This is a genomic window from Citrobacter sp. RHBSTW-00671 (assembly GCF_014103415.1).
Taxonomy (GTDB): Bacteria; Pseudomonadota; Gammaproteobacteria; order Enterobacterales; family Enterobacteriaceae; genus Citrobacter.
In genome coordinates this window covers 3,075,014-3,087,990 of the sequence record NZ_JABXPR010000001.1, presented here as the reverse complement: position 1 = coordinate 3,087,990, position 12,977 = coordinate 3,075,014, and the positions used below count along the sequence as shown (strand labels likewise).

Sequence of the window (12,977 nt, the reverse complement as noted above, 5' to 3'; positions counted from 1 at the left end):
GTGATGTACACTCAATAAGTTGTCTGAAAATGCCCTGTGTGGCCTACCTGAATTAATGATCTGTTACGGTACAACGATTTCCGTTACCTTAACTTGTTTACAAAAATTTAATATTTGCAGGGGCGGTGGTATGTCGCGTAAAGATGGGTTGTTGGCGTTACTGGTTGTCGTGGTATGGGGGCTTAACTTTGTCGTCATCAAAGTGGGCTTGCACAATATGCCGCCGTTGATGCTGGCAGGCTTGCGCTTTTTACTGGTGGCGTTTCCTGCGATCTTTTTTGTTGCCCGCCCGAAGATCCCGCTTTCGCTGTTACTTGGCTATGGCCTGACCATCAGCTTCGGTCAGTTCGCTTTTCTGTTCAGCGCCATCAAATTTGGGATGCCTGCCGGTCTGGCATCGCTGGTTTTACAAGCGCAAGCGTTTTTCACCATCGTGCTCGGGGCGTTCGCCTTTGGCGAGCGTTTGCAGGGGAAGCAACTGGTCGGTATCGCGCTGGCGGTGTTTGGTGTACTGGTATTGATTGAGGCGAGTCTCAATGGACAGCATGTCGGTATGCTTGGCTTTATGTTGACGCTGGCGGCTGCACTGAGCTGGGCCTGCGGCAATATCTTTAATAAGAAAATTATGCAGCATACTTCGCGTCCAGCGGTCATGTCGCTGGTGGTGTGGAGCGCATTAATTCCTGTCGTTCCGTTTTTTTTGGCATCGGCATTGCTTGATGGCCCAACGCAAATCGTGCAGAGCCTTGTGGCAATCGATATGACTACCATTCTGTCACTGGTGTATCTGGCCTTTGTGGCGACCATTGTGGGCTATGGCATTTGGGGTTCTCTGCTGGGGCGCTATGAAACCTGGCGTGTTGCGCCACTGTCGTTGCTGGTACCCGTGGTGGGGCTGGCCAGTGCCGCCGTGCTGCTGGATGAAACGTTAACCGGGCTGCAACTGATTGGTGCGTTGTTGATCATGGCGGGGTTGTATATCAATGTGTTCGGTTTTCGACTGCGCAAGATTGCACAGGCGAGGGGCTAAAAAAAGCCCCGCAGTGACGGGGCAAAAAATTACAGGCTGTGCATATTGTAATAAGGCACACCTAATTCGTCGGATTTATCGCTGCCGGCACCCATATGGTTAAAATCGAACGGGGACTGATCGTGCGCAGGAGGCAAAATCATCGCGTCGCGATTATTTTGCGTTGTCGGTTGCGGGGTCTGTTCCGCCATGCTCTGGCCCGATACAACAAGCAGCAGGGCCAGCATCGCATAAGACAGAAGTTTCATGATTTCCTCGGTTACGTCGTTAACTGGCGATTAGCAATTGCATTGATTGAGCGGTAGCAAATACCGGGATTCGCCGTGCATATTCGTCATCCGATATTTATGCGGCGGTACATCAAAATAGTTCTTGAATGTCCGGGTCAGCGTTTGCTGAGACTCAAAACCGTAACGCTCTGCAAGATAGAGGATCGGTTCGTTACTCTCTTTCAATTTTTGCGCTATTTCAGTCATTTTACGGCTACGGATGTATTGACCTAATGAATGGCCGGTTTCTTTTTTGAACATCCGCTGCAGGTGCCATTTGGAGTAACCTGAACGCTCAGACACTTTTTCCAGCGAGAGTGGCGATTCAAGGTTATTTTCGATCCAGTCCAAAATGCTATGAATAGTGATTGTGTCAGTATTGCGTCTGGACATCGTCATACCTCTTTCTGTTTACGGCAGGATTCTCTTAAGCAAATGCTCAAGTGTTGCTACTTCTTCCGCCGTTAAGTTTTTTGTTAGTTCCTGGTGCAGGTCTTGCCCTACTAATTGATGACACTGCTCGCAAATTGCTGCGCCGTCTTCGGTGAGTTTCACCAGCACGCCGCGCTTGTCATGTGGATTCGGAAGCCTTTCTATCCAGCCTTTACAGGCCAGTCTGTCCAGCATCCGTGTCAGGGCGCCAAGATCGACAGACAGCACTTTTTTCAATTCGACAGGGGTAATGCACACCGCGCAACGGATGGAGCAGAGCACCTTAAACTGCGATGCCGTGATATCCAGCGGTGACAAATAGTCGTTTAATAAACGATCTTTTTTCTGATTAACCATGTAGATCAAACGACCCAGTGGGATGATTTCATTGAACAGATCACTGGTGCTTTTCACAATGGTTGCCCTGGCAAGTAGTTAGTCACGGCTGATATTATTGCTTAGGCAAATATAAGTCAAATGAATGAGTCTCCGCATGCCACGTTTTGCTAAATCATCAGGCCCGGCGAATGGTTCATCTATTTTTAACGTTTTGATAATTCTGGTTTATCCGCCAGGATGAAAAATGAATCCTTACATCGCTAAAATGCCTTATCTCAGCGATTTCACCTTATACTTGCCGTTGACGATTAACGCACAGGAAAGATGACATTATGATGGACTTGTTTAAAGCGATAGGACTGGGGCTGGTAGTCCTGTTACCGTTAGCCAACCCGTTAACCACCGTGGCGTTGTTTCTTGGGTTAGCCGGCAACATGAACAGCGCAGAGCGTAACCGTCAGTCATTAATGGCGTCTGTTTACGTGTTTGCCATCATGATGGTTGCGTACTACGCCGGGCAACTGGTGATGAATACTTTCGGGATTTCGATTCCCGGATTGCGTATTGCGGGCGGGTTAATCGTTGCGTTTATCGGCTTTCGTATGTTGTTCCCTCAGCAGAAAGCGCATGAGTCTCCGGAAGCGAGAAGCAAATCCGAAGAACTGGAAGACGAACCGACGGCTAATATTGCCTTTGTTCCGCTGGCAATGCCGAGTACTGCCGGCCCGGGGACGATTGCAATGATTATCAGTTCGGCTTCTACCGTACGTCACGGCTCCGAATTCCCGGACTGGGTGATCATGGTTGCGCCCCCCATTATTTTTGCCGTCGTCGGGATTATCTTGTGGGGATGTCTGCGCAGTTCTGGCGGAATTATGCGGCTGGTGGGGAAAGGCGGGATCGAAGCTATTTCCCGTCTGATGGGCTTCCTGCTGGTGTGCATGGGTGTACAGTTTATTATTAACGGCGTGCTGGAAATCATCCAAACCTACCATTAAACAACGGGCCCGGTATGTCTACCGGGCCCTTTTCTTATCGCGGCTGTGGTTGCTCTTCCAACGTTACCGGCCATTTGCGAAAGATAATCACGGACCAAATCAGTGCGGCAACGGCAGGAAGTGCACCGACGTAACCAATCGTCGACATCGACCAGTGCAGGCTTACCTGATTTCCCACCAGCGCCCCCGCGCCAATACCAATATTAAAGATACCGGAGAACAGCGCCATCGCGACGTCAGTGGCATCCGGAGCCAGCGCCAGTACTTTCACCTGCATACCCAGCCCGATCACCATAATGGCAATGCCCCAGAAAATACTCAGGATCGCAAGGTGCATTTCGCTATCAGCAGCAGGCAGTAGCAGTACCAGGCACAGGGTCAACAGGGCGATAGCCGCGCTTATCAACACCGAGGCATACTGATTACCCAGCTTGCCAAAAATAACGCTGCCAATAATACCCGCTCCACCGAGGACCAGAAGCAGCACGGTGGCAAAGTTAGCGCTCAGCCCGGCGACCGTCTGGACAAACGGTTCGATATAGCTGTAAGCCGTGTAGTGTGCGGTCACCACTATCACCGTTAACAAATACAAACTCATCAGCGCAGGGCGACGGAACAGCAGTGGCAGGCTTTTTAATGAGCCTGAATGCTCGCTTGGCAGCTTAGGCAATAGCTTAATCAGGCAAAGAAGCGTGATTAACGCCCCCATACCGATGACAAAGAAGGTGGTACGCCAGCCAAAATATTGCCCAACAATACGCCCGATAGGCAGGCCTAATACCATCGCCAGCGCGGTACCGGTGGCAATCAGGCTCAACGCCTGTGCGCGTTTCCCGGCAGGAGCCATGCGAATAGCCAGTGACGCGGTAATTGACCAGAAGATGGCATGGGCAAAGGCAATCCCTATGCGACTCATGACCAGTACAGTGAAGTTCCATGCGAGGAAAGAGAGAACATGGCTGGCAATGAACACCACAAACAGGCAGATCAGAAGCTTACGTCGTTCCATCTGGCTGGTAAGCAGCATAAATGGCAGCGACATCAGGGCTACCACCCAGGCGTAGATCGTCAACATGATCCCAACCTGCGCGGTTTGCATATTAAAGCTTTGCGCGATGTCGGACAGCAAACCGACCGGGACAAACTCAGTGGTATTGAAAATAAAACCGGCAATAGCAAGCGTAACTACCCGTAGCCACGCGATCTTGCGGGAAACAGTGTTTGTTGTCATATGTATAAATCGGGTTAGCTGCAAAAAGGAGAGGTGGCGATCTTAAAACGTTTACTGGTGAAAATACAATCATTTCGTGATTTAGATCACGTTGCTTTGCGGATGATAATGGGGTGTGTTACGAGAAAAAATAAAGCCGGTCAGTACGACTGACTGACCGGAGAATACCGTCGCCAGAGCGAGTTTAGTGCTGCTGTGCTTCTTTCATGCACAACGCTTCATGCTCTCTATCGATGATTGGCTCAACTTTGCCCATCAAAAATAGATAGTTCAAAATTCCCAGAACCACCAGTGCGGCAGAGAACACCAGCGCCCAGGTAAAGGAGCCAGTGGCTGCCACAATGGCACCGGTAATAATGGGTCCTACCGCGCCCCCCATATTGGAGACAGTATTCTGTAACCCTGCAACAATCGATACGCTGTTTTTAGGCGCAACGTCACCCGGTAATGCCCAGACCTGCGAGGCGGCAACCGTGGTGCCTGATTTCGCCACACACAGTAAAAACACGGTCATAAATACGGAATCAGTGAAAGGGGCAAAACCAATACATAAAGCCATTAACAGACCGATTGTCAGGAATAATTTTCTTGTGGCGGTCAGCGACAGGATCCGCTTATGTACCATACGGTCAGAGGCCCAGCCGGCAAAGACTTCTATCACCATCCCACATAATAATGGCAGGGCGGCAACCATCCCCATTTTGATAAAATCCATTCCTTTGTCTTTTACCAGATAAGTGGGCAGCCAGGTAATAAAGAAATAGGATGTATAGTTGATGGTAAAGAAACCGATACACATTGCCCAAATATTCCGGTAGCGCAACAGTTTATACCAACGCATCGGTAATACGGATTTGTCGCCGTGTTTTTGCTTTTGCCCTTCGCGAATATGTTTAATTTCGCTTGTACTGATCTTTTTGTGGTCTTCCGGGTTTTCTGTATAAATAAAATACCAGGCAATGACCCAAAAAACGCCTACGCCACCAATAATCAGAAATGTCATCCGCCAGTCAAACTGGTAGATCATCCAGACAATAAGCGGCATCGCGACGGCACCACCAAATTTAGAGGCACTGTCAAACAATCCTGAGACGGTGGCTCTCTCCCGATCCGGGAACCAACGCGCAGCGATCCCTGCATTGCTTGGATAGGCGGCGGCTTCACCGACGCCCAGAGCCAGTCTCAATGCGAGTAGAGATTTAAATCCAGTGGCTAAACCCATCATTGAGGTGGCGATTGACCACCACGCGACGGCAAAGCCCAGACCTTTTTTCTGACCAAAACGGTCTGCAAACCAACCTGCCGGTATTTGCAGTAAAGAATATGACCAGAAGAACGCCGCCATAATAAACCCCATCATTTCAGGATCGAGTTTTAGCTCATCAATGAGGTGAGGTGCTGCAGCAGATAATACCGTCCGGTCAATATAGTTAATTGCAATAGCAAGCCACATTAATCCCGCAATCCACCAGCGAATTCGGGATTTTTCTGCAAAATTATTCATATATCTGGCCCATGGTAGATGTTCATTTTTATTATTGTGGGAAGAGTAGGGTTATCTCCACAATGTTATAATCCGTTCATGATATTTTGAGGCTTACGCTGATGAATGACATGTTCAATGATGTTATAAACACATTGCTCGCCGATATTGCTGATCGCACCCTCGGTATATCCTGCAATATGTGCCGTTGGTATGAAATTATCGAGCGCAAATAAAGGATGTGAATTGCACGGCTCTTGTAGAAAGACATCGGCGGCAGCGCCCTTAATGACGCCCTGTGTCAGAGCCAGAAAGAGATCCTCTTCATTAACGACACCACCGCGTGAAACGTTAATGAGGTAACTACTGCTCTTCATTTTTTTTATCTGTGCTAAATCAAAGAGATCTGTGGTTTCTGGCGTCAGCGGAGTGTGTAACGTGATGAAATCACTTTGTTCTGTTAGTTCATCGAGCGACACGTATTCAATGTGATTATCTGCAGCGAACTGTGCATCCTGCCATGCGTCGTGAGCCAGTACGCGCATATTAAAGCCGCGGGCTCGCAGTGCAACCTGTTTACCGATGTTACCTAACCCAATAATGCCAATCGTTTTTCCATATACATCGGAGGCGAAGATCCGTGGCCAGTTTCCTGTGCGGGTTTGTTCAATCGCGTAGGGGAGCTGACGTGCACAGTTAAGGATCAGGGAAAACGCAAAGTCTGCGACGGCATGCTTATTGGCATCCGGCACATTGGTAACAAAAATACCTTTTTCACGCGTGGCGTCGAGGTCGATATTATCGACGCCCACGCCGTGTTTGCAGACGATTTTCAGATTCGGTGCCGCCGCGATTAGTCCGGCATTAACATCGGTAAAAGCGACGATCATTGCCACTGTCTGTTCCAGATGAGGCGCAAGTGCTTCTAAACCGGCATCTGCAGGTAGCATGATTAATTCAAGTCCTGCGTCGTTAAGCCGTTTGATCGGCTGCTGATCGTATTTGGCAAATGAAGGTGATGTACAGATGACGTTCATAACACAATCCTGTTAGTTAAGCGGCGTTGCCGCCGCTGTAAAAATGTCTATCGCAAATAGTTATTGATAATTTGCTGAATCTGGCGTTCCTGATGCGCATCAAACGTGACAGCGTAACGACTTGCGCCCACGTCATGGCCCATGATTTGTAATGCTTTTTTTACCGCAGCCGGAGAGAAGGCCACTTTATAGAGATCGGTGCGCAGACCCGTGACGCTCTCCTGAGCCTGATGCGACCCGGCAACGTCACCGGCGTTAAAGCGAGACCAGATCGCGTTGATTTCTTGTGGTGCGACGTTAGCCAGCCCCGAAATACAAGCAGAACAGCCATCAACAAACCCCTGGTGAATGAGTGAATCTGGACCATTCAGCACATCAAATCCCTCGATATCTTTAACTGCGTCCAGGAAGCCGCTAAGACTTTCATAACTGCCGGCACTGTCTTTGATCCCGATAATGTTCGGGTGTGCCGCCAGCACTCTGGCTGTTTGAGGCTCAATGGTGTTTCCCGTCCGCGCCGGAATGTTATAGAGAAATACCGGGACGGAGAGCGCATCGGCAATCGCGGTGTAATGGGCAATGAGCTCAGGCTGTTTTAGAGGAACAAAGTACGGGGTAATGACCGACACCGCATCGACACCCAGCTTTTCTATCTGTTTGCCCAAGCGGATGGTTTCACGGGTAGATATTTCGCCAATGTGTGCCACTACATGTGCCCGACCCGCCACTTCCTCTACACAGGTCCGCGTGACGGCGATTTTTTCATCTTCGTTAAGTACAAAGAATTCGCCGTTGGTCCCGCCGCAGAAAATACCGTTTCCGGCGTTTAACTGGCGGTTTACCTGGTTTCTCAGTTCTTTAAGGTTAAGCCCGCCGTCGTGGTCGAACGGGGTAACGATTGCCGTCAGTACTCCTCGGATTTTGCTACTCATTATTCACTCCTTTGTCATCAGTTCTGGAAACAGAGTTTGATAAATGGCCTGAATATCCTCATGACTCACCTCGCAGGGAGCATTATTCATCAGGCGTTTTACGTTCAGCGCGGCATCGGCCAGTGCGGGAATATCAGTAGACGGTACACCAAGCGTTGCCAGGTTATCGGGCAGGTTCAGGCGTTTCACCAGTGTGGAGAAGTACTCCACCAGGGCGCAGGATTTTTCTTCGGCACTGAGTGTGAGGTCAGCGTCAGGCAGCAGATCCCATACCAGGGCAAACTTGTCGACCACAAAAGGGCGAATCACTTTCATGCAGGGTGCTAACAGAATGGCGTTAGCGACGCCATGAGGGAGATGGTATCGACCGCCAAGCGGGTAAGAGAGCGCGTGAACCAGGTGAGTACCGGCATGATTAATCGCCACACCGCCGTAATACGATGCCCACAGCATCTCCAGTTTGGCCAGCAGGTTTTCCGGCTCCTTGACGGAGGTTTCGATATGGTTGAGTAGCTTACGCAGGCCAATGAGCGCCGCGTTATCGCTTACCGGATTGGCGACGGTAGCGGTAAAGCATTCAATCAGATGACATAACGCGTCAATTCCAGTGGACGAGGCAATATGCGCCGGCATGCTGGTGGTGAGTTCTGGCAACAGGGCCACGAAATCCGGTAACAGCACGGGAGAGATGATACCGACCTTAGTGTTTTGCTCCGGGATAGCCAGAATGGCATTCGGGGTTGCTTCAGACCCCGTACCTGCCGTGGCGGGGATCAGCACAGAAGCAACGCGTTGCAGCGGTTTTTCTCCCGCCAGCATGGCGTCGAGCGTCGGAGATTCAGGATGGCATAAGACGGAGAGCAGTTTCGCCACATCCAGTACGCTGCCTCCGCCGATACCGATAACCATTTCTACGTTGAGATCTTGTACGTTTTTTAATAGTGCGCTGACATCGTGATGCCCGGGTTCTGCAGGCACATTGTCAATCAGAGCCACATGACGTCCATCGTTGGCCAGCAAGTTGCGGATCTGTGTTACCGCGTCCAGCCCGACAATATTGCTATCCGTCACCAGTAACAGCTGGCGTTTCCCCGCCAGTAACGGCTCCAGTGCGAGGATGGCATTCGAACCGCTAATCACGGTGCTATTGATTGTTGCCACAACATTCTCCTGTTGTTCGAGTGATTGAATTCGCTCACTGAGATTCAGGAACGATTGCATCATGGGCTAAATTTATAATTTATCTCGGAACCGAATAACTTGAGCTTGCTCACATTTAATCAAATGTGATTGAATATAATCATTATCAGCATACAACAACCCGGAGCATGGATGAGTAGACAGGTAGCAAGGCCACAGGTACTGGTGATTGCCGACGACTTTACTGGTGGTAATGATGCGGGGGTAAGTCTGGCGCTGACGGGTATGACGGTGAATGTCGCTTTCACATTGCCCTGTGCCGATGATGCAGATGTGCTGGTCATCAACACGGACAGTCGTGCGCTGGAGGCAGGGCAGGCCGCCGCCAGAGTAAGTGAGTTGGCTCTTGCCAGTCAGGCAGGTCCCCAGACGCGGTGGCTCAAGAAAATGGATTCAACAATGCGCGGAAACCCAGGGGCCGAACTGGACGCGTTAATGCGGATTACAGGTAAAAAGCGGGCCATCGTGGCACTGGCTTGCCCCTCAGCCGGGCGTACCACCGAGCAGGGGCAGTGCCTCGTTAACGGTATCCCCGTAACGCAGACTGAATTTGCCAGCGATCCGAAAACGCCGGTTATTAGCGCCGATATCTGTGAGGTGTTACAGGCGCAAACCGCCATTGCGTGTCGGGCTATGTCTCTGAGCGACTATCTGCAGCGCCTCAGAGAGCCTGTTGCGAAAACGTCACAAATCTGGGTGGTAGATGCCCGCACGCAGACCGATCTTGATGTCATTGCTACGGAAGCGCTGATGCAGGAGGAACCGCCGCTGCTGATAGGGTCTGCTGGGATCTGTGACGCGCTGGCCCGCCATGTCCGGACACCGTCCTCACAGTGTTTACTGGCGGTAGTGGGCTCAATGAGTGAAATCGCTCAACAGCAGATTGCTGCAGTGTATCAGGACCCGCGGGTGGAGGCTGTATTCATTGATATCGAAAATATCTTCAGTGGCAGCCTGACAGAGTATGTGCAGCGTATCGCCAGGGTTCTCATCTCAGGTAAACACTGCATCGTTCACACCTGTCCTGACAGCGAAGCACGCCATCATATTCCAATGCTGTGTGCGCACCTGCAGATGAGTCGCGCACAGCTCGGTGAAACAATTTGCCAGTTTCTTGGACAGCTTACCCGCCAGGTGCTGCACGAAGTCTCACCTGGCGCGCTGTATCTTTCCGGCGGTGATGTCGCGATGGCGATCGCCGATGCGCTGGAGGCAACAGGATTCCGTATTACCGACCGTGTGGCCCAGTGTGTACCGTACGGTCATCTTGCCGGTAGCTACTGGCAACGCCCGGTTATGACAAAAGCAGGGGGATTCGGTGACGAAACCACTCTGCGTCAGGTTTTGAATTATATCGAGGAGAAAATGAGTGAATAACACGATAGCGGTAACCATGGGCGACCCGGCAGGTATTGGACCGGAGATCATTATTAAATCGTTGGTGGAGGGAGAGTTGTCTGGCGCGCCGGTCGTGGTTGTGGGTTGTGCACAAACGCTGAGGCGCATCCAGGCATTAAACGTCACGCCGCCTGCGGAACTCCGGGTGATTGATAACGTCACCCAGGCACAATTCGCCCCCAGGGTTATCAATGTAATTGATGAACCCCTTGCCGATCCTGCTGCGCTTGAACCGGGCGTGGTCCAGGCACAGGCTGGCGATCTGGCATACCGCTGTATTAAGCGCGCCACCGCGCTGGCGCTCAGCGGGGGAGTGAAAGCCATTGCCACGGCGCCGCTGAATAAAGAAGCACTGCACATGGCGGGACATCATTATCCCGGCCATACCGAATTACTGGCGCAACTGACGAACAGCAAAGACTACGCGATGGTGCTGTATACCGAACAGCTTAAGGTGATCCATGTCACCACGCATATTGCACTGCGTAAATTCCTTGATACGCTCAGTGAACAGCGTGTGAAAACAGTCATTCAGGTCGCAGATGATTTCCTGCGTCGTGTCGGGTTTGATAATCCACGTATTGCGGTAGCAGGTGTTAATCCCCATGCCGGGGAAAACGGTCTGTTTGGCGATGAAGAGATGACCATAGTTGGCCCAGCGGTACAGGCTATGCGGGAGCAGGGGCTGAATGTCACCGGACCTTGCCCACCGGATACTGTCTTTATGCAGTGCCACGAAGGTATGTATGACATGGTGGTGGCGATGTATCACGATCAGGGCCATATTCCGCTAAAATTGCTGGGATTCTATGATGGGGTGAATATCACCGCCGGATTGCCATTTATTCGCACTTCTGCAGACCACGGCACGGCGTTTGATATTGCCTGGACAGGTAAAGCCAAGTCTGAGAGCATGGCCGTGTCCATCCAGTTAGCAATGCAAATTACGCGGGATTAAAATGAAGGGATATAATCGGTTAGAACAGATTATGGATTATCTGAAAGGGCATAATCTGGCAACGGTTGAACAGCTTGTTGCTGTGACTCAGGCCTCGCCGGCGACCATTCGTCGCGACCTGATTAAACTCGATCAGGAAGGTGTTATCAGCCGAACTCACGGCGGCGTGACGCTTAACCGGTTTATCCCTTCGCAACCGACCACGCATGAGAAAATGCAGCGTAGCCTGATGGAAAAACAGGCTATTGCCAGCGCGGCGGCAAGCCTGGTGAAAGCCGGAGACGCCATTGTCCTGGATGCGGGAACGACGATGATTGAACTGGCGCGCCAGCTTACCCATCTGCCGTTGCGCGTCATCACCAGCGATTTGCACATTGCGCTATTTCTTTCTGAGTTCAAGCAAATTGAAGTGACGATCATTGGCGGGCGCATTGATGACTCCAGCCAGTCCTGTATCGGCGAGCACGGGCGTAAACTGCTGCAAAGCGTGTGGCCGGATATCGCGTTTCTAAGTTGTAACGGCTGGGACCTGGCCCGCGGGATCACCGCACCGACGGAAGAAAAGGCTGGTCTGAAGCGTGACCTGGTTGCAAACGCCAAACGTCGCGTCCTGCTGGCAGACAGTTCAAAATATGGTGCATGGTCACTTTTCAACGTCACACATCTGGATGCGTTGACGGATATCGTGACCGATGCCCGACTCAATGAAGAGGTACGGCAGCAGCTTGAGCAACTGCCTTGCCATCTGACGTTCGCCAGTTAATCCGCATTCTGCGACAGCTGAGGTTCCAGTACCTCAATAAATGCTTCCAGCTGTCGCGTCATCGCCCCGCGACGCCAGACCAGCCACGTATTTAACCAACGCCAGTTTTCACTGAGCGGCCAGGCATTGACCTGATGGTGGCCTGGCATGCTTTCCAGCATAGAACGTGGAATCAGCGCGATCCCCGCCCCCGCAATCACACAGGCCAGCATGCCGTGGTAGGACTCCATTTCATGGATCGTGCCGGGCATCGCACGATCGGCGTGAAACCAGCTTTCAAAATGGCGGCGATATGAACAGTTGGCGCGAAAGGCATAGATATTGTAACCATTCACATCGCTGGCCCGTTTGATGGGCGGGTGCCCGTGTGGGGTGACAATCATCATCTCTTCACGGTATACCGGCATTCCTTCAAGACCTGGATGGGTTATAGGGCCATCGGCAAAAGCGGCATTCAGCGTACCGTCCAGCACACCGTCCAGCATGGTGCCTGATGGCCCTGTTGCCAGTGCAAACTGGATTTTAGGGTAGCGCTGATTATATTCGGCAAGTGTGGCCGGAATACGCACGGCGGCTGTACTTTCCAGTGACCCCAGAGAGAACAATCCCTGTGGTTCATCTCCTGCGACCACCATCCTCGCTTCTTCTACCAGCGCCAGGATCCGCTGGCTGTAACGCAAAAAGTTGTGCCCGGAGGGCGAAAGTCGCAGACGTTGATTTTCACGAATAAACAGATCGACGCCAAGGTCCGCTTCAAGCTGGCGAATACGCGTGGTGAGGTTGGATGGCACGCGATGCACCTTCGCCGCTGCCTGTGTGATGCTGCCGGTCTCTGCGACGGCATTGAACATTTCCAGTTGCGTCAGATCCATAATTTTCTCTATTCGTGAATGGTATGGTTAATATT

At 51.4% G+C, this 12,977-nt stretch carries 14 protein-coding genes; 5 read left to right on the top strand and 9 right to left on the bottom strand.

Annotation, left to right across the window (positions count from 1 at the left end):
• The first annotated feature begins 130 nt into the window (after positions 1-130).
• Positions 131-1,030 (top strand): O-acetylserine/cysteine exporter, encoded by a 900-nt coding sequence (gene eamA, locus HV261_RS14805; RefSeq protein WP_202038673.1) that lies wholly within the window; start codon positions 131-133, stop codon positions 1,028-1,030.
• 29 nt (positions 1,031-1,059) lie between these two features.
• Here eamA and marB read toward each other — a convergent pair whose 3' ends face one another.
• From marB to marR, 3 genes are read right to left on the bottom strand one after another with little or no spacing between them, the layout of a single operon-like run.
• Positions 1,060-1,278 (bottom strand): multiple antibiotic resistance protein MarB, encoded by a 219-nt coding sequence (marB, locus tag HV261_RS14800; protein ID WP_202038672.1) that lies wholly within the window; start codon positions 1,276-1,278, stop codon positions 1,060-1,062.
• A gap of 30 nt (positions 1,279-1,308) precedes the next feature.
• On the bottom strand, positions 1,309-1,692 hold the full coding sequence (marA, locus tag HV261_RS14795; protein WP_003032424.1) for an MDR efflux pump AcrAB transcriptional activator MarA: 384 nt from the start codon (positions 1,690-1,692) through the stop codon (positions 1,309-1,311).
• A gap of 18 nt (positions 1,693-1,710) precedes the next feature.
• Positions 1,711-2,145, bottom strand: coding sequence for a multiple antibiotic resistance transcriptional regulator MarR (marR, locus tag HV261_RS14790; RefSeq protein WP_137383096.1), 435 nt, complete (start codon positions 2,143-2,145; stop codon positions 1,711-1,713).
• Positions 2,146-2,402: 257 nt separating this feature from the next.
• Between marR and HV261_RS14785 the strand changes: the two genes are divergently transcribed.
• Entirely contained in the window at positions 2,403-3,068 is a 666-nt protein-coding gene (locus HV261_RS14785; RefSeq protein ID WP_137383095.1) for a MarC family NAAT transporter, read from the top strand.
• 34 nt (positions 3,069-3,102) lie between these two features.
• On the opposite strand, the gene HV261_RS14780 is transcribed toward HV261_RS14785, so the two are convergent.
• From HV261_RS14780 to HV261_RS14760, 5 genes are all read right to left on the bottom strand, one after another.
• Positions 3,103-4,299 (bottom strand): sugar transporter, encoded by a 1,197-nt coding sequence (locus HV261_RS14780; protein ID WP_202038671.1) that lies wholly within the window; start codon positions 4,297-4,299, stop codon positions 3,103-3,105.
• 184 nt (positions 4,300-4,483) lie between these two features.
• Positions 4,484-5,803 (bottom strand): MFS transporter, encoded by a 1,320-nt coding sequence (locus tag HV261_RS14775; protein ID WP_202038670.1) that lies wholly within the window; start codon positions 5,801-5,803, stop codon positions 4,484-4,486.
• Positions 5,804-5,868: 65 nt separating this feature from the next.
• Positions 5,869-6,819: a phosphoglycerate dehydrogenase gene (locus HV261_RS14770; RefSeq protein WP_202038669.1), complete on the bottom strand. Its 951-nt coding sequence runs from the start codon at positions 6,817-6,819 to the stop codon at positions 5,869-5,871.
• 47 nt (positions 6,820-6,866) lie between these two features.
• On the bottom strand, positions 6,867-7,751 hold the full coding sequence (locus HV261_RS14765; protein ID WP_202038668.1) for a dihydrodipicolinate synthase family protein: 885 nt from the start codon (positions 7,749-7,751) through the stop codon (positions 6,867-6,869).
• Positions 7,752-7,754: 3 nt separating this feature from the next.
• Entirely contained in the window at positions 7,755-8,912 is a 1,158-nt protein-coding gene (locus HV261_RS14760; RefSeq protein WP_202038667.1) for an iron-containing alcohol dehydrogenase, read from the bottom strand.
• Between the two features lie 171 nt (positions 8,913-9,083).
• Here HV261_RS14760 and dtnK point away from each other — a divergent pair, with 171 nt between their 5' ends.
• Genes dtnK through HV261_RS14745 form a run of 3 tightly spaced genes read left to right on the top strand, consistent with a single transcriptional unit; the run spans position 9,084 to position 12,070 of the window.
• The gene (dtnK, locus tag HV261_RS14755; protein ID WP_202038666.1) at positions 9,084-10,328 is read left to right on the top strand and encodes a D-threonate kinase; all 1,245 of its coding nucleotides are present in this window, start codon (positions 9,084-9,086) and stop codon (positions 10,326-10,328) included.
• Positions 10,321-11,307, top strand: a complete 987-nt coding sequence (locus HV261_RS14750; protein ID WP_202038665.1) for a D-threonate 4-phosphate dehydrogenase — start codon at positions 10,321-10,323, stop codon at positions 11,305-11,307. Before dtnK ends, HV261_RS14750 begins: the two co-directional genes overlap by 8 nt.
• 1 nt (position 11,308) lies before the next feature.
• Positions 11,309-12,070 (top strand): DeoR/GlpR family DNA-binding transcription regulator, encoded by a 762-nt coding sequence (locus HV261_RS14745; RefSeq protein WP_202038664.1) that lies wholly within the window; start codon positions 11,309-11,311, stop codon positions 12,068-12,070.
• Here the strand turns inward: HV261_RS14745 and ptrR are convergent.
• Entirely contained in the window at positions 12,067-12,942 is an 876-nt protein-coding gene (ptrR, locus tag HV261_RS14740; RefSeq protein WP_061067887.1) for a putrescine utilization regulator PtrR, read from the bottom strand. The two genes, HV261_RS14745 and ptrR, sit on opposite strands and share 4 nt — an antisense overlap.
• Between the last annotated feature and the right edge of the window lie 35 nt (positions 12,943-12,977).

Excerpts from the sequence above, each read along its gene's own strand:
- eamA (WP_202038673.1), top strand. The coding sequence starts at position 131 with ATGTCGCGTAAAGATGGGTTGTTGGCGTTACTGGTTGTCGTGGTATGG.
- marB (WP_202038672.1), bottom strand. The coding sequence starts at position 1,278 with ATGAAACTTCTGTCTTATGCGATGCTGGCCCTGCTGCTTGTTGTATCG.
- marA (WP_003032424.1), bottom strand. The coding sequence starts at position 1,692 with ATGTCCAGACGCAATACTGACACAATCACTATTCATAGCATTTTGGAC.
- HV261_RS14785 (WP_137383095.1), top strand. The coding sequence starts at position 2,403 with ATGATGGACTTGTTTAAAGCGATAGGACTGGGGCTGGTAGTCCTGTTA.
- HV261_RS14780 (WP_202038671.1), bottom strand. The coding sequence starts at position 4,299 with ATGACAACAAACACTGTTTCCCGCAAGATCGCGTGGCTACGGGTAGTT.
- HV261_RS14775 (WP_202038670.1), bottom strand. The coding sequence starts at position 5,803 with ATGAATAATTTTGCAGAAAAATCCCGAATTCGCTGGTGGATTGCGGGA.
- HV261_RS14770 (WP_202038669.1), bottom strand. The coding sequence starts at position 6,819 with ATGAACGTCATCTGTACATCACCTTCATTTGCCAAATACGATCAGCAG.
- HV261_RS14765 (WP_202038668.1), bottom strand. The coding sequence starts at position 7,751 with ATGAGTAGCAAAATCCGAGGAGTACTGACGGCAATCGTTACCCCGTTC.
- dtnK (WP_202038666.1), top strand. The coding sequence starts at position 9,084 with ATGAGTAGACAGGTAGCAAGGCCACAGGTACTGGTGATTGCCGACGAC.
- HV261_RS14745 (WP_202038664.1), top strand. The coding sequence starts at position 11,309 with ATGAAGGGATATAATCGGTTAGAACAGATTATGGATTATCTGAAAGGG.
- ptrR (WP_061067887.1), bottom strand. The coding sequence starts at position 12,942 with ATGGATCTGACGCAACTGGAAATGTTCAATGCCGTCGCAGAGACCGGC.